At 67.1% G+C, this 15,657-nt stretch carries 12 protein-coding genes and 4 pseudogenes; 5 read left to right on the forward strand and 11 right to left on the reverse strand.

The features are described from left to right. Positions 1 to 40: 40 nt before the first annotated feature. Positions 41 to 1,284 (forward strand): annotated as a pseudogene (locus G4G31_RS09485) (urate hydroxylase PuuD). Further along, a pseudogene (locus G4G31_RS09490) lies at positions 1,284 to 2,515 on the forward strand (M20/M25/M40 family metallo-hydrolase). The pseudogenes G4G31_RS09485 and G4G31_RS09490 overlap by 1 nt, the downstream one beginning before the upstream one ends. A gap of 568 nt (positions 2,516 to 3,083) precedes the next feature. Here G4G31_RS09490 and G4G31_RS09495 read toward each other — a convergent pair. The 5 genes from G4G31_RS09495 to G4G31_RS25575 all read right to left on the reverse strand — a co-directional run bounded on the left by G4G31_RS09495 (position 3,084) and on the right by G4G31_RS25575 (position 6,982). Beyond that, positions 3,084 to 3,305 carry a YfbK domain-containing protein gene (locus tag G4G31_RS09495; protein WP_182991731.1) on the reverse strand — a complete coding sequence of 74 codons (222 nt, stop codon included), beginning with the start codon at positions 3,303 to 3,305 and terminating at the stop codon, positions 3,084 to 3,086. Beyond that, on the reverse strand, positions 3,286 to 4,101 hold the full coding sequence (locus G4G31_RS09500; protein ID WP_182991217.1) for a YfbK domain-containing protein: 816 nt from the start codon (positions 4,099 to 4,101) through the stop codon (positions 3,286 to 3,288). The genes G4G31_RS09495 and G4G31_RS09500 overlap by 20 nt, the downstream gene beginning before the upstream one ends. 102 nt (positions 4,102 to 4,203) lie before the next feature. Then, the gene (locus tag G4G31_RS09505) at positions 4,204 to 4,836 is read right to left on the reverse strand and encodes a von Willebrand factor type A domain-containing protein (protein ID WP_182991218.1); all 633 of its coding nucleotides are present in this window, start codon (positions 4,834 to 4,836) and stop codon (positions 4,204 to 4,206) included. 2 nt (positions 4,837 to 4,838) lie between these two features. Then, complete coding sequence (locus G4G31_RS09510; protein ID WP_229425470.1) at positions 4,839 to 6,497, reverse strand: hypothetical protein; 1,659 nt, start codon at positions 6,495 to 6,497, stop codon at positions 4,839 to 4,841. A 26-nt stretch (positions 6,498 to 6,523) separates the two neighbouring features. After that, a complete protein-coding gene (locus tag G4G31_RS25575; RefSeq protein ID WP_229425471.1) occupies positions 6,524 to 6,982 on the reverse strand; it encodes a hypothetical protein in 459 nt (152 codons plus the stop codon). A 94-nt stretch (positions 6,983 to 7,076) separates the two neighbouring features. Between G4G31_RS25575 and G4G31_RS09515 the strand changes: the two genes are divergently transcribed. Further along, positions 7,077 to 7,217 carry a hypothetical protein gene (locus tag G4G31_RS09515; RefSeq protein ID WP_182991219.1) on the forward strand — a complete coding sequence of 47 codons (141 nt, stop codon included), beginning with the start codon at positions 7,077 to 7,079 and terminating at the stop codon, positions 7,215 to 7,217. Positions 7,218 to 7,332: 115 nt separating this feature from the next. Here the strand turns inward: G4G31_RS09515 and G4G31_RS28190 are convergent, their stop codons facing one another. The 6 genes from G4G31_RS28190 to G4G31_RS09535 all read right to left on the reverse strand — a co-directional run bounded on the left by G4G31_RS28190 (position 7,333) and on the right by G4G31_RS09535 (position 12,100). Further along, positions 7,333 to 8,682: a S9 family peptidase gene (locus G4G31_RS28190; RefSeq protein WP_308601837.1), complete on the reverse strand. Its 1,350-nt coding sequence runs from the start codon at positions 8,680 to 8,682 to the stop codon at positions 7,333 to 7,335. Positions 8,683 to 8,726: 44 nt separating this feature from the next. Beyond that, positions 8,727 to 9,152, reverse strand: a complete 426-nt coding sequence (locus tag G4G31_RS28195; RefSeq protein WP_308622146.1) for a hypothetical protein — start codon at positions 9,150 to 9,152, stop codon at positions 8,727 to 8,729. Next, positions 9,137 to 9,673 carry a hypothetical protein gene (locus tag G4G31_RS28200; RefSeq protein ID WP_308622147.1) on the reverse strand — a complete coding sequence of 179 codons (537 nt, stop codon included), beginning with the start codon at positions 9,671 to 9,673 and terminating at the stop codon, positions 9,137 to 9,139. The genes G4G31_RS28195 and G4G31_RS28200 overlap by 16 nt, the downstream gene beginning before the upstream one ends. Positions 9,674 to 10,015: 342 nt before the next feature. Further along, positions 10,016 to 10,162 (reverse strand): hypothetical protein, encoded by a 147-nt coding sequence (locus tag G4G31_RS09525; protein WP_182991220.1) that lies wholly within the window; start codon positions 10,160 to 10,162, stop codon positions 10,016 to 10,018. A 153-nt stretch (positions 10,163 to 10,315) separates the two neighbouring features. Continuing rightward, on the reverse strand, positions 10,316 to 11,347 hold the full coding sequence (locus G4G31_RS09530) for a hypothetical protein (protein ID WP_182991221.1): 1,032 nt from the start codon (positions 11,345 to 11,347) through the stop codon (positions 10,316 to 10,318). 3 nt (positions 11,348 to 11,350) lie between these two features. Then, positions 11,351 to 12,100 (reverse strand): DUF6345 domain-containing protein, encoded by a 750-nt coding sequence (locus G4G31_RS09535; RefSeq protein ID WP_182991222.1) that lies wholly within the window; start codon positions 12,098 to 12,100, stop codon positions 11,351 to 11,353. An 810-nt stretch (positions 12,101 to 12,910) separates the two neighbouring features. On the opposite strand from G4G31_RS09535, the pseudogene G4G31_RS29010 reads away from it, so the two are divergent. Both G4G31_RS29010 and G4G31_RS29015 read left to right on the forward strand, forming a co-directional pair. Next, positions 12,911 to 13,033, forward strand: a pseudogene (locus G4G31_RS29010) (DUF6531 domain-containing protein); the annotation flags it as partial. Positions 13,034 to 14,723: 1,690 nt separating this feature from the next. After that, positions 14,724 to 15,557 (forward strand): annotated as a pseudogene (locus tag G4G31_RS29015) (hypothetical protein); the annotation flags it as partial. Between the last annotated feature and the right edge of the window lie 100 nt (positions 15,558 to 15,657).

Genomic DNA, 15,657 nt, shown 5'->3' on the forward strand with positions numbered 1-15,657 from the left:
GGTTTATCGTCAGTGAAATACTCGCGACAAGGACGTGTGCATGGACGTGTTCGGAACCCTGGGCCCCTATGGCCTCGAATGGCTCAACCTGCTCGTACGCTGGCTGCACATCATCACGGGCATCGCCTGGATCGGTGCCTCCTTCTATTTCGTCTGGCTCGATAACACCATCAAGCCGCCGGCCCCGGGCTCGGAGCTGGCGAAAAAAGGCGTCGCCGGCGAACTCTGGGCGGTGCACGGCGGCGGCTTCTACAACCCGCAGAAATACCTGGTCGCCCCGGCCGAACTGCCCAAGGAACTGCACTGGTTCAAATGGGAAGCCTATTCCACCTGGCTGTCGGGCTTTGCGCTCCTCTTTATCGTGTATTACCTGAACGCGCAGGCGATGATGGTCGACCGCAGCGTGGCGGACCTGTCGAGCTGGCAGGCGGTCGGCATTGGCCTCGGTTCCCTGGTCGTCGGCTGGCTGGTGTACGACCTGCTGTGCAAGTCGCCGCTGGGCAAGCGCGACCTGCTGTTCGGTGTCGTCATCTTCGCCTTCCTCGTGGGCGCCAGCTATGTGCTGACCCACCTGCTGAGCGGGCGCGCGGCTTACCTGCACATCGGCGCGATGATCGGCACCATCATGGTCGCGAACGTCGCCCACGTGATCATTCCCGGCCAGCGCAAGATGGTGAACGCGATGATGGCGGGGGACAAGCCCGATCCTTCCTACGGCATCAAGGCCAAGCAGCGCTCGGTCCACAACAACTACTTCACGCTGCCCGTGCTGTTCCTCATGATCAGCAACCACTATGCGATGACCTACCGCCATGAACACGCCTGGGCAGTGCTGGCCGTGATCATGGCGGCGGGCGTCTTGATCCGCCACTTCTTCAACCTGCGCCACAAGGGCCGCATCGAGTGGAAGTACCCGGCGGCCGGGGTCGCCCTGCTGGCGCTACTGGCGGTGCTGATCGCACCGAAGGCACCGGTGGCGCCGGCAGTCGCTGCGGGGCAGCCGGCGGCGGACCACGCCGCCAGTTTCGCCCGGTGAACACCATCGTCGGCCAGCGCTGTGTCGCCTGCCATGCGGCGCATCCGACCCAGCCCGGCTTTGCCACGGCGCCGGCCGGCGTGATGCTCGATTCTCCCGAACTCGTCGCCCAGCATGCGCAGCGCATCTACCAGCAGACCGTGCAGCTGAAAGCCATGCCGCTGGCGAACCTCACCCACATGACCGACGCCGAACGGGCGCAGGTCGGCGCCTGGTTCGAAGCCGGGGCAAAAACTGGAAGGAACTGATGGATACCAACGCAAGACAGCAGCTGCTCGACTGGATCGACGCCCATTTCGACGAGGAAGTCGCCTTCCTGCAGTCGGTTGTGCGCATTCCTACCGATACCCCGCCCGGCAATAATGCGCCGCACGCGGAAGCGGTGGCGGACATGGTGCGCAACTACGGCTGGGAAGCCGAGCGCCACGCGGTGCCGCAGCAGGCCGTGCGCGACTACGGCATGGAGAGCATCACCAACCTGATCGTGCGCCGGCCCTACGGTGGCGGTGGCCCGACCATTGCGCTCAACGCCCACGGTGACGTGGTACCGCCGGGCGAAGGCTGGAGCCGTCCGCCCTACGGCGCGCAAGTCGAGGACGGCTTCCTCTACGGGCGCGCCGCGGCCGTGTCGAAGAGCGATTTCGCGACCTATATCTTTGCGGTGCGTGCATTGGAGGCGCTCGGCCGCCCGCTCAAGGGCGGCGTCGAGCTGCACTTCACCTATGACGAGGAATTCGGCGGCCTGCTGGGGCCGGGCTGGCTGCTCGAGCAGGAGCTCACGCGTCCCGACCTGGTGATTGCCGCCGGCTTCAGCCACGGCATCGTCACCGCGCACAACGCCTGCCTGCAGCTGGAGGTGACGGTGCACGGGAAAGCCGGCCATGGCGCCATGCCCGAGACCGCGGTCGACGCGCTGCAGGCGGCCACGCGCATCCTGAACGCGATCTACGGCCAGCTGCCGGAACTCAAGAAGATCAAGTCGACCGTGCCGGGCATCGACTCGCCCACCATGCTGGTCGGGCGCATCGATGGCGGCACCAACACCAACGTCGTGCCGGGCAAAGTGACCCTGAAGATGGACCGGCGCATGATTCCGGAAGAGGATCCGGTACAGGTGGAAGCGGGCGTGCGCGCGCTGATCGAGGAAGCAGTGGCGGGCATGCCCGGCATCCGCATCGAGATCCGGCGCCTGCTGCTGTCGCATGCGCTGCGTCCCCTGCCCGGGTCCGGGCAGCTGGCCGCGGCCCTGCAGCGCAATGCAAAGGCGGTGCTGGGCGAAGACATTCCGCCCACGGCACGCCGCTGTACGCGGACGCGCGGCTGTATGGCGAGCGCGGCATCCCCGCCGTGATGTACGGCGCCGGCCCGCGTACGGTGCCGGAATCGAACGCAAAGAAGGCGGACGAAAGGCTGGCGCTGGAAGACTTGCGCAGCGCGACCAAGGTGGTGGCGTTGACGCTCCTGGATTTGCTGTCGTAGGGTAGGCGGCTCGGTCGCGAGGGTGGTGCACACGCAGCTTAGCGCCGCGGTTGCCACCGCTAGTCGTGCACCGTAGGGTGGACTCCTGAGTCCACGCGTTAGGTGCGTATGCAGTGGCAAAACGTCTTGATAATCGGCGCATGGGCGCGCCGCTCGCTTACGGGGTCTGCATACGCAGTACCGCGTGGACTCAGGAGTCCACCCTACGTTATGCCGCTGCCAGCGACAAAGGTCGTTCCGTAGGGTGGACGGCTTAACTGGTCCGCGCCGTGGTTCGCACACGCGTGCGTTGAACGCGTGGGGTAGTGCACCGTAGGGTGGACTCCTGAGTCCACGCGTTGGGTGCGTATGCTGTGGCAAAACGTTTCAATAATCGGCGCACGTGCGCGCCGCTCGCTCTCCGGGTCGGCATACACAGTACCGCGTGGACTCAGGAGTCCACCCTACGTTAGGCCGCTGCCAGCGACAAAAGGTCGTTCCGTAGGGTGGACGGCTCCACCTGAGTGCCTGTATTCATGCAACCGGTGCGCCGTCCACGCGTTCAACCAGCAGGTGCCCGTTCGCGCGCTTACGGCTGCCCACTCCCTCCCACCTTCGCCAGCGCCTCGGCCTGGCGCACCAGCCTGACGAATTCGGCGCGGTAGCCTTCGCTGTCCACTCCGCGCGCGCCATTGGCCAGGTCGGCAATCTCGGCATGGCTGTAGCCCATTACCTGCGGCTCTCCGCGCAGGCGCTGGCCGAAGGCGGCAACGGCGACCGCGAAGCGCGCGTCAAGGGGCGCGGCCTGCAGCGTCTTGTGGAACCGAGGCGGCCCGCACCGGCTGCTCGACCAGGCGGCTGCTGGACTCGCCCGGCAGCTTGTAGCGCAGGCGCACGAAACACAGCTCGTCGCCCGTGGCCGCGTTGGCCGCCTTTTTCCCTCTGTCCGCGCCGTAGCGCAGCGGGTCGACCAGCTTGCCTGCGGCGGCCGCCGGCGTGATCTCGTAGATCGCGGTGACGCTGTGGCCCGCGCCCATGTCGCCGGCGTCGACCTTGTCGTCCTTGAAGTCCTGGCGTGCCAGCATGCGCGTTTCGTAGCCGACCAGGCGGTAGGCCGCGACCCGGGCCGGATTGAATTCGACCTGCACCTTGACGTCGTTCGCGATCGGGAACATGGTCGAGCCGAGTTCCTCGCTCAGGGTCTTGCGCGCTTCCAGCAGCGAATCGATATAGGCCGCGTTGCCATTGCCCGACTGCGCCAGGCGCTGCATCAGCGCGTCGTTCAGGTTGCCTTCGCCGACGCCCAGGATCGACAGGTAAACGCCGCTCTTGCGCTTCTCGGCGATGAATTTCTCGAGCTCGCGCGGGTCGCTCACGCCGACGTTGAAGTCGCCGTCGGTGGCGAGGACGACGCGGTTGACGGCTTTCGCATCGAAGTGGCGCTCGGCCATGGCATAGGCGCGCTGCAGGCCTGCGCCGCCGGCGGTTCCCCCGCCCGCGCCGAGGGCATCGATGGCGTCGAGGATCTTCTGCCTGTCCTTGCCGCTTGTCGGTTCCAGCGCGACGTTCGTGCCGTTGGCGTAGGTGACGATGGCGATCCGGTCCACGGGGACGCAGCTGCTGCGCGAACAGGTGGAAGCCCTGCTTCAGGAGCGGCAGGCGGTCCTGCGGTCCCATCGAGCCGGAGACGTCGACCAGCAGCACCACGTTCATCGGCGCGCGCTCGGCCGCCTTGACGTCGTAGCCGCGCACGGCGATGTGGACCAGCTGCTTGTCCGCGCTCCGGGGCTGGGCATGACGTTCGTCGTCAGCGCGAAAGGCTGGGCGCGGTTCGTGGGCCGGACGTAATCATAGGGGAAGTAGTTCACCATTTCCTCGACGCGCACCGCCGCGGCCGGCGGCAGCTGCCCCTCGGTCAGCTGGCGCCGCACGTAGGCATACGAGGCGGTATCGACATCGGTACTGAAGGTGGAGACGGGCTGCTCCTCGACCAGGACCACGCCGTTCGCTGTCTTGTCCGGGAACTTGTCCATGCCCGGCTGAATGGGTGGGGCCACGCGGGAATACGCCATCGGTGGCGGCGCCGGGGCGGGCAGGTAGGACGACGCGATCGACGAACCGGTGACGGTAACGCGCTGCTGCGGCTGGTGCTGCTGTTTCAATGCAGCAGCCTCCGCGGCAGGGGAGGCCGCGGGAGGCTGCGCCACCGCGGCCGGCTGCGGTGCCGTCCCCGCGGTCACCTCGTTGGCACGCATGTGCTGGTTCGGCTCGGGGGCGCTGCACGCTGCCAGCAGGAGGGAAACGGCTGCCATGACGGGCAGCACGGCGGAGGGATGTCGCATGTTCAGGACCTTGTCGAGTTATTGTTACTACAAGGTGCTACAGGGACAGCTTCGTTGCAATCGCGGTTACATGTTGTAATCGTTTGGCCACGCGACAGCGCTCTCCTGGCCGCAACCCGGACCTCAGCGCGGCACGATCGCGAACTGCGGCCCCTTGCTGTAGTCGGGTTTGATGCTGCGCCCCATGAACAAGGCCCAGGCTTTGCGTCCCGCTTCGCCGCCCACGCCCGCCGCGTAGGCCAGCGCCGGCTGCAGGTTGGAGGGAAAGCCCATTGCCGTGGCCGCGTAGCCGCCCATGTCGCCCGGCTTGTGGTCGAGCGCGGCCGCGAGCTGGGGGCTGTCGCAGGGCAGGGCGGCAGCCTCCGGACCGACGGTGACCGCATAGGCTTCGCCGATGTTGTCGAAATAGGGCGCCGTCGGCGTCGCGCGCACCGTCCGGTGTAGTTGGCCGCGGCCAGCCAGCAGGCGCCTTCGCCCACCATGCGCTCGAGCGGGAAGCGCGCCTTGTACTTCAGGAGCGGCTCGGCATCCTTGAAGCCCAGTTCGGCCAGGTGGCCGACGGCGGCCGTGAAGAAGTCGTCCTGCCAGGGCGCGACGGCGGTCTTCTTCTTGTAGATCACGGCCGGGCCGTTGACGATCACGCCGAGCTTGTTCGCCTGCGGGTTGGCGCTGTACTCGCTGTTGTACCAGTCGAGGTTACTGTCGAGGATGGCGAGCAGGTCGCGCTTGAGCGGGTGGCCGTCGGGCGTGATGTAAGCCGCTTCGCCCAGCGTGCGCAGGCTCCAGGCCTGGCCGCGCACCTGGTGCGGGGCCAGCAGGCCGCGGTTGTTCTTGCGGTAGCCGGGGTTGGAGGCGAACACGTTGTACATCGCCCAGAACTGCAGTTCCTCCAGATAGTAATGGTCGCCCGTGACCAGGTAAGGCAGGTAGGCAAAACCCGGCTGGTGCGCGCTGTCGGCCTTGTAAGGCGACTTGCAGGCTTCCCTCGGGCAGGGCGGGAAGGCTTCGAGCTTGCCGGTCTTCGGGTTATGGGTGTCGCGCTTCCCGCCGAGCAGGGTCATGTACGGGTAGTCGGCGAGGCTGACCGGCAGGCCGCTACGCTTGTCGCGGTAATGGGTGGACCAGCTTCCGGCCAGGTCGGCGGTGGCGAGCGTGATCTCCTTGGCGCGCGCGTCCATGCCGAGCAGGTAGATGGCGGCCCAGCCGGGCAGGATGCCGAGGTCGTGGCGTCCGCCCGTGTTGGGCATCGCCGGCGAGGCCTGGCCGACGCCCATCGGCTCGGTCTTCGGTCCGTTCCACTTGGCGTCCATGGCACTGCTCGACACCTGCACCGACTGGTCGTAGTTCGGCAGGGCGCGCGACGCGATCAGGTAGGCCGTGTCGTGGCGCAGGTGCACGTTCGGTGCCTGTCCGCTCCAGGCCAGCATGCGCCAGCGCGCATGGTGGAAATGGGTCAGGTTCTGTTTCGCGTAGACCGGCTTGCCGTCGACGGACAGCGTGACGTCGTAGGTGATGTTGCCTGGGTCGGGTTCGTAGGCCCAGTCGTTCTCGACGGCGACGTCGACCCGCGCCTTGTCGGTACCGCGGTACCAGCGTACGGCAAAGCGGGCTGCCAGGTGCGGATGCTCGGCACCCCTGGCGCTGCGTAGCGGCGCGGCCACCTGCAGCTCGGTGACGACGGGTCCGTTCAGCCAGGCCGGGCTTTTTGCGCCTTCAGCAGCGCGCCGAGCGAAGCGCCATAGTGTTCGCCGTCGACGACGATGTCGAGGGTGGCGTCAATGTCGCGCGGCTTCGCGGCTGCGCCATCGTCGGCCTTCTTCGCCGTCTTCACGAACGCAATGCCCGGGTCCTTGCCGGCCGGGAGGCGCGGCAGCAGCGTGGAGATGACGGCGTGGCGCACCGAACCATCGGCATGGCTGGCCTTGACGTCGACCTGCAGCGGCAGCGTGGCGCCGTCGGCCAGCCTGGCGACCAGGCCCGCGCCACGCGGCAGGTCGCCGGGCGCGAACACCTGGCCGAAGGTGAGGGGCACGTCCTTCTGTTCGCCGCGGCCTTCGTTTTCGACCACGACACCGGTGATGCCGCCGGCAGGAATGGCGAAAGCGCTTGCGCGGCGCTGGCTTGCCCTTCTCATCGTCGTCGTCATCGCGCGCACCGCCTTTGCGTTTCCCTGCAGGTTCCGATGGCGGGCCCGCCCGTCCCGCACCCGGTTCCTGCACCGGTGCCGGCGCCGCATCGCCATGGCGCTCGCTCAGCACGCGGCCGGCATCGAGCTTGCCGGTAACGGGCAGGCCTACATAGCCTGGATCGGCGCTGCTCCGCTTGTCCTGGGCGTGAACAAAGGCGGTGCCAAGGCACAGCAGGGCGCAAGCGAAGGGTAAGCGAAGGCCGAGGCGCAGGCGGGAAGGAGCGGAGACAGGATGCATGCGTGGTTCAGTGTTGGATACGGATGGGTGCACATTAAAACAAAAAGCGCCCCGCAGGGCGCCCGGTACATCACTGCTTGAGCGTGCGCTCGAACAGCTTGAAGATGCGGCGGTACTGGTCGAACCAGCTTTCCGGCTGCGTGTAGGCATGCCGTTCGAGCGGGTAGCTGGCCAGTTCCCAGTTATCCTTTTTCAGCTCGATCAGGCGCTGCGCCATGCGCACCGAGTCCTGGTAGAACACGTTGTCGTCGACCATGCCGTGGCCGATCAGGAGATGGCCTTGCAGCTTGTCGGCATACTCGATCGGCGAGGAGATGCGGTAGGCTTCCGGATCGATGTCGGGCGTGTTCAGGATGTTCGCCGTGTACTCGTGGTTGTAGCTGGTCCAGTCGGTGACGGGACGCAGGGCCGCGCCGGCCTTGAACATTTCCGGTGCGCGCATCAGCGCCATGAAGGTCATGAAGCCGCCATAGCTGCCGCCATAGATGCCCACGTTCGCCGCGTCGCCCTGGTGGTTCGCCACCATGTACTTCACGCCGTCCTGGTAGTCCACCAGTTCCGGGTGGCCCATCTGGCGGTAGATGGCGGTGCGCCAGTTGCGCCCATAGCCTTTCGACGCGCGGTAGTCCATGTCGAGCACGATGTAGCCTTTTTCCACCAGCAGGTTGTGGAACATCTGCTCGCGGAAGTAGACGGGGAAGCGCTGCGTCGTGTTCTGCAGGTAGCCGGCGCCGTGCACGAACATCACGACCGGGTACTTCTTGCCCGGCTCGAGCTTGGCCGGACGGTACAGCTTCGACCAGACCGGCTCGCCGCCCGCGCTCGAGGGCACGGCCACGTACTCGGGCTGGATCCATTCGCGCGCCTTGTATTCAAGCGTGCGGGTGTCGGTCAGCTTCGTCGCGGCGCCGCCCGATACCGGCACGCTGGCCAGCTGGGCCGGCGTGTAGCTGTTCGAGTAGTGCACCAGCAGCTTGCGCTCGTCCGGCGACAGGGCGAAGCGTTCGACGCCGGCCAGGCCGGTCACTTCGCGGGTGGCGCCGTCCTTCGCGTTCACCGCGCAGACTTCATAGGTGCCGGGTGTCTTGCGGTTGCACAGCAGGTAGGCGGTGGAGCCGTCGAAGCTCCATTGCACGTCGCCGGCTTCCCACTTGCCGCTAGTTAAGGCGCGTGCGTGGCCTGCCGCGTCCTGGGTGTACAGGTGCGAGTAGCCGCTTTCCTCGGACAGGTACCACAGCGTGCGGTTGTCCGGCAGCCAGCCGAATTCGGCATTGTCGTAATTGACCCAGGCTTCGTCGCTCAGGCGGTGCACGGGTTTCAGCTTGGCGGCGCCCAGGTCGACGGTGGCGATCCAGCGGTCCTTGTTGTCGACGGCGCGCAGCATCACCGCCACGCTCTTGCCGTCCTGGGTCCAGCGCATGGCGCCGGCTTCGCGGTCGGAAATGCGCAGCGGGCGGTTGCCCTTCAGGGGCTCCTGCCTGGCGGCCGCGCGCAGCTGCGCCAGCGGATCGACGGCGATGCCGGGCAGGCTGTCGAAGGACAGGTCGTGGACCTTCCCTCCCCCAGGTCGATCAGCTTGAGCTGCTCCGGCGCCGGGTTGTTGCGGCCGACGCGGGTACGCTCATCGTCCGCCTCCTCATAGCCCGATTCGGTCACGTAGCGCGGCATCTTGCCGACGCGGACCCTTGTCCGCGCTCTTGGCGGCGGTGATGACGAGCAGCCAGCGGCCGTCGGGCGACAGGGCGCTGCCTTCGATCGTGACTTTCTCGCCCGGGTAAATCGGGGAGGGCGCGCGGGTCGGGTCGGCGCGGCGCTCTTCCTCGGCGCGCGCACGGCCGGCGTCGCGGTCGTCCTGGCGCGTTTCAGGGTGGAGATCAGGCGCAGCTGCATCTCGCGCAGCGCGTCTGGATCCGTGGCTGCCGGGTCCTTGGCCGCGCGCGCGGCAGGGCGAGCGGCGCCTGCAGGCGGCTCGTGCGGTCCCAGCCGAACCAGTCGTGGCCGACGCGGAATTGCACGGCGCGGCCATCGTTTGAAAATTGCGGATCTTCCGCCTTCACGCCGCGCGTGACCTGGACCAGGGCGCCGCTTTTCAGGTCGCGCTCGAACAGGTCGCCATTGCGCATCAGGACAGCGCGCGTATGGTCGCGGTTGTAGACCACGTTCGGGCTATCCAGGCCAGCGAGTTCCTTGTCGGCGACGCGCCGTGCTTCGCCACCGGTTGCCAGGAAGGTATCGCGCAGTTGGGAGCCGGTGCGCTTCTGCTTGAAGTACACGCGCTTGCCGTCCCAACTCCACCAGGCGGCTTCCGCGGGGTTGCCGATCCAGTCCGGGTGGGCCATCGCCTGGTCGAGCGTGACGGGCGTGGGCGCAGCCGTCGCGGAAGCCGCGGACAGCACGGTCAGCGCGCTCATCGCGCTCAGAAATGTCAGTGCAGGAAGTCGCATCGTGAATGTGTGTTGAGGTGAGGGAAATAGCGTTCTGGCTAGAAAATGCGCATGCATTCTAGCTCAGCCATCGTGCTACCGGGCGCCTCACGATACGAATGTCCTGAAACAAAAACGCGGCCCGCGTACGTACGTACGGGGCCGCGTGGGGGGGCGCAGCGGCCTGCCGGCTTGCTGCGCTGCGATGGGTTCGCTCGGGTCAGTTCACCTGGCGCAGCGTTTTCGGACGGCGCGGCAGGAACATGGCGATGCGGGCAACCACGGCCAGGACGGCCAGGGCGACAGGCAGGAATTCAAGGATCGTCATGATCAACCCCTTGCGACTGTCGTACGGGCGGCGTGCCACCCACCGTGGGCCGCGTACAAGCCATTCGAGAAACTGCGCACCGCACTGAAGGCGGCCCTGAAATGGTGGCGCAGACCCGTTTGCTGCGCCTGGGTGATCTTGTGTTGCATGCTGCTCTCCTGGTCGATACTGCGATGTTGCGTTGCAGTATAAAGAGGAGCGAGGCATAAATAAACTTTCAGTTCATGATGCCAGCGATAAGCGGCGTGAATGTTTGGCGCCTGGTCCATCGCTGAGATATTGACGCTGCAAATGTCTGTCCGTTAGGGAACTGTATGGACGGGGGAATAGCAGGTGCGCCGACGTGTTCTTGCCGGCACACCCGCAAGCGCGCACCTGGGGCGGCCCGTTGGCGCCGGATCAGTCCTCGCAGTGCTTGCCGGCGTTTGCGCGCGAACGGGTGATGCCGGCCTCGGTGCCGAACAGCGGCAGGTCCAGGTAGGACTGCTCGGTGGCTGGCACCGCGAACACATAGCCACGGGTTTCCGGGCGATGGCGCAGCACCACCGGGCCAGGAAGACCGGCGCGAGCACGCGCTGCGCCTTGCGCTTGCCGAGGTCGAGGTAGCCGAAGCGCAGCGTCTGCGAGACGATGGCCTCGGCCGGCAGGCGTTCTTTCGCCTTGCCCAGCACGCTGGCCAGGTTGCGTGCCACCTGGCGCGCCGCCAGTTCAGGGGCGATGATGGCCGCCGTGTCGAGCGTCTCGGCCACGCCGGGACGGATACGGACCGCCAGCGCGTCGAGCACGCCGTCGCCGGCCAGCGTCACGGCAACCGAGGCCGCGCCCAGCACCGGTATGCCGGCGATTGACTGGCGATAGGCGCCGATGGCGCGAAACAGTAGCGCTTCGGCCACGCGGCCGTTCGGGTCGGCGCCCTGGCCCTTGGACTGGAACAGGCGCTCGAAGGCGAGGGTGTGCTCGCCGGCCCATTCGCGCACGCGCAGGCGCTCGGCGGCCGCTTCGACCTGCCGGGTCAGGGCCTCGCGTTCCTCGACGCGGGCGAAGGGCGTGGCGAATGGCGCCAGCCCGGAATGGAACTGCAGTGCGCCGGACGCGTGATACACCACGGCGCGGGCGCCGGCCGGCAGCTGCACCAGCGTGCGGTCGTCATGGACGACGAAATTGGCGCGGTCGTGCGGGCAGGCGTCCGCTTCCCGGATCAGGTTCAGGAAACGGCGCGCACGGGCGGCGGCATCGTCGCGGGTGAAAGGGCGCAGGGCGAGCACCTCGGCGCGGTTGGGCAGGTGGCCGTCGCAGGAGGCGGCCAGGCCATCGATCAGCTGTTGTTCGTTCATGGTTCAACCCTCCGTCCAGTACCACAGGATGCAGGCCTGCTGGGCCGGCGCCAGGTCGGCATCGACATTGCCGTGTCCCCACAGGTGATCGCGGTTCAGGTAGGACAGGTCCCAGCGGATGTTGCCGTTGTTCCAGGTGGCGGCGTTGCCGACGCAGACCGTGATCGGGTGGTTGTCGACATACCAGTCGGACACGCCGTTGTGCCAGGCCTGGTGGACCGTGTCGCCATCCGTCAGGTTGTCGGCCACGTCCTCGCCGCATTCGTCGGTAGTAATGCCATCCCACATGGTTTCCCAGGCGCCGCAATAGATGTGCATGCGCGCGAAGATGTTCCACAGGCCGCTCACGCGGTCGCGGTTCACCGTTTCGCAGGAATAGGCCATCACCCATTCGTTGTTCCAGTCCTCGCCCAGTTGCCAGCGATTCGAATAGGTGCGCCACTCGGTCTGCGGCGTGTCATAGAGCATGCGCGCACGGCCGTCCGCCTCGTGGCCGCCGTGGGTCTCGATCCAGAACAGGTCGACGTCGTCGACCCAGCTGCGGTCGTCGCCGCCCTGGTCGTTATCGCGGATATCGTTTTCCCAGGCGTCCGTGTTCGCCCAGTAGAAGGCCCGCGTGTGGCCTGCCGAGCGCAGCTTCGCATCGAAGCCGTTACTTCGGTTGAAGGTATAGGTGAGATCTCCAGCCGTGCTCACGCCTGCGGCGCGCGCGTGACTGAAGTATCGGATCGCTTCGACTCCGAACCTTGCCATGACGTTCTCCTTTTCGACTATGAATGTTCCAGCGGAAAGCAATGCCTTTGATCAAGAAAAGCGGCATTTGCGTGGAACGAAGTCCACAGTAGCGGCCCCAACCGTAACAGTCTCTGCGCCAGATCATGGTCGCGACGACTTACCCGATAGGGATTGGTGCCGCGGTGGCAGGCAGCCCAGCCCCCGGCGCCTGGCGGCGAAGCGGCAGCGGCACTCCCGGACGCCTGGCGCAGCCGTTCTTGCGGCAACGCATGAGTTGTTTAAATGCTTGCAACAGTGTCGCTTTATTGACTCTTTGTTGTTGGTAAAACCACTCTGAAAGTGACAATTTATGTGTTTTACGACAAGATTCTCAGCTATAGTCGGGTTGCATCGCAGACATGACGGCAGTGCCGCAGACATCGTTCGCGCCGGTGTCCGCCAGTTCCCGAGACTGTCGGCCGGCCCCTGTTAAAGTTCAGTTCGCAATCAGACATGATGACTTCACTGACTACCCTGATTACCCGTCTTCCGCGCCCCGCCATCGCTCCTTCCTTGTTGACCCTGGTCCTGCTGCTCGTGTCAGCGGCCTCGCATGCGGACTTGCCCGGTTTCGGCTTGCCCACGCCATGTCCGCCCAACATGAGCTGCGTCCCCGGTACCCCGACCCTGCCGCCGACGAATCCGCCTGGCACTTGCGGTCCCGCTCCCGGGGGCGACACCTGCGGCGGCGGCGGGCCGGCCTCGGGCAGTGGCGCCGATGCCTTGAACGTTGGTGCCGGCAATCCCATCAACATCATCAACGGCAACAAATACCAGCGCGAAGTGGACATGGCGCCGCTGCCGGGCGTACTCGGACTGGAAATCGTGCGCCACTACAACAGCGCCTACAGCAAGGCGGGCGCATCGACGAACCTGCTGGGACGCGGCTGGAAGCTGTCCTACGAGACCGAGTTGTACGTGACCGCCACCGCCTTGCAGGTGGTGCAAGCCGACGGTGCACGCCTGATCTTCAACCGCGATCCGCGCAACCCCAGCCTGTGTGCCGGTGCCAATCCCGCCGACGGCAGCATCACCGAGACCGCCACCGCGCGCGGCAAGGAATACGTGTGGCGCTGGACGAACGGCCGCGAGCTGAGTTTCAACTCGGCCGGAAAGCTGGTGCAAATCCTCGCGCCCGGCGGACAATTCGTCACCCTCCAGCACGATCATCGCGGCGTCCTGCTGAGCGTGACCGATCCGCAGGGACGCAGCCTGCGCCTGCACTATCTGGGCAAGGACGATCGCACGGCCGGCTTTCGCGGCGTCCAGCACATCGACAGTCCTGTAGGCCGCTTCAGCTATTCCTACGGCGCCGAGGCACCGAAGGGAGCGGAGGTCGATCGCACGCTGCTGGCGACCACGCTGGTCAAGGTCGCCATGCCCAGCGGCGCCCGTACCTATCACTACGAGGACGCGCGCTTTCCCACCCTGCTGACCGGGATCAGCGAACTGACGGCCATGGCGGGCAAGCCGGCCTGGGAACGGATCGGTACCTACGGCTACGACGTCAACGGCAAGGGCATCCTGTCGATCCGCGGCAAGGCCGGGTCGCAGGCCGAAGCCGTCCGGCTCGATTTCGCGGAGCCGGGCGTGACGACCGTCACCGACGAGCGCGGCCGCAAGACCGTCTTCAGGCATGCCGTGCTGGCCGGCAGCTACCGGCTGCTGGAAGTGCGCGGTGCCGGCTGCACCGGCTGCGGCGAGACCAATGTGCGCTACCGCTACGACGGCGCCGGCCGCCACGTCGGCACGACCATGCTCGACGAAGCCGGGTTGCCGATCGCCTCGTCCGACCTCACCACGGATAGCCTGGGCCGCACCCCTGCGCGTCACCAGGACCCTCTACCAGAACGGCAAGCCGCTATCGAGCCATTGGCAGCGCCGCTACGAATACGTGGGCGAGTCCAGCCAGCCGGCGCTGGTGGCACGCCCCAGCGTGGTGCCCGGCAAGGAGCAGGTCACGCTGATCCGCTACGGCGACAAGGGCGGCGCAGCAGGCCAGCCGGTGGCCGTTACCGAGCGCGGTTTCGCCGCCGCCCCGGACAATCGCGAAGGTATCGTGGCGATCGAACGCAGCCTCGGCTACCGCTACGACCGCTATGGCCAGCAGGTGGAAATCGATGGGCCGCTTGCGAATGCCGCCCAGCCGAGCCCTGCCAACAGCGACATCACCGTCGCCGGCTACGAAGCGCGCAACAAGCTGCTCAAGCGGACGGTCGCACCGGGCGGTGTCGTGACCGAGGTGCTGGCGCGCGATGCCGCCTTGCGCCCGACCGTCACGCGCGTGACCGACGGCCCGCTCGTCACCACGACCACGCTGCGCAACAACTGGCGCGGCCAGCCCGAAGAGGTGCGCGTGGCCACCACGATGGCCGACGGCGCCGAACTGGTGCGGATCACCCGCTATCGCTACGACCTGAACGGCAGAGTGCTGGGCGCCACCGCCGCCGATGGCCGCGCGGTGCCCGTCGCGCCGGACGGCGAGGCGCCGCAGGCCGAAGCGCAGGTCGGCGGCATCCTGGCCAAGGCCGACTGGTCCGGCCGTCCGGTCGCCTGGCAGGACGCGAACGGGCAGGGCGCCTTGCGCGCCTCGTGGGGAGCCATGGGCACCGCCGCCGAATCCTTCGTACTGGCGTTCGCCACCGGGAAGGCCGAAGCGCTGCGCCTGGTCGACGATTTCGGCCGCGTCACCGCCATCCGCAACCCCGGCCGGGGCTGGCGCATCGCCCGCCACGACGCGGCAGGCAATATCGTCGAGCTGCGCGATCCGCGTGGCGCCGTGCAGAAAGCGCGCTGGGACCACGCCGGCCGCATGCTGCAACTGCAGCGTTTCGCGCCAGGCCAGGCGCAAGCCGAACAGACCCTGAGCTACCGCTACATCGGCAGCTTCGTGCACCAGCTGCGCATCCGGGATGCCGACGGCGAACGCGTGACGACCAGCGAGCGCGATGCACGCGGCCTGGTGACGAGCGAGTCGCTCGAGATCATTCCCGCCGGCGCACTGGCCAGGGTGATCCGCCCGATCCGCATGCGCTACAACTGGCGCCACGACGACGCCGGCCGGCTGGTTGGACGCAGCATCGTCGACCAGCACGGCCGTGAAACCGTGTTGAGCCAGGAGACCGACGCGCGCGGCATGCCCGTGCGCATGGCGACCAGGGGCGCACTGCCGGCCATGCTCGGCGGCAGCACCAGCATCGCTTCACGCATCGGCTGGCAGCGCAGCTTCGCCACCGACATCGTGCATGGCGACGGCAGCGTCGACCGTTTTAGCCTGCCGGCCGGGGAAGACGCATCGTCCGCCACGGGCGAGGAGGGCGAGGCTCCCGCAGTGCTGACGGCGGCGTCGCTGGGCGGTGCGCCCGGGGCCAACCACGATGCCGCCGGCCTGCCCGCCACGATCGACACGGCGCGCGGCCCGCAACGCCTGACCTGGAATGCCGCCGGCCAACTGGCCGCCAGCGCGCGCCTCGATGGCGGCAGCCGCTATGTGTACGACGCCCGGGGCCAGCGCGTGGTCAAGATCGTCAGCAGCG

The sequence above is a fragment of the Massilia sp. Se16.2.3 genome (assembly GCF_014171595.1).
Classification (GTDB): Bacteria; Pseudomonadota; Gammaproteobacteria; order Burkholderiales; family Burkholderiaceae_D; genus Telluria.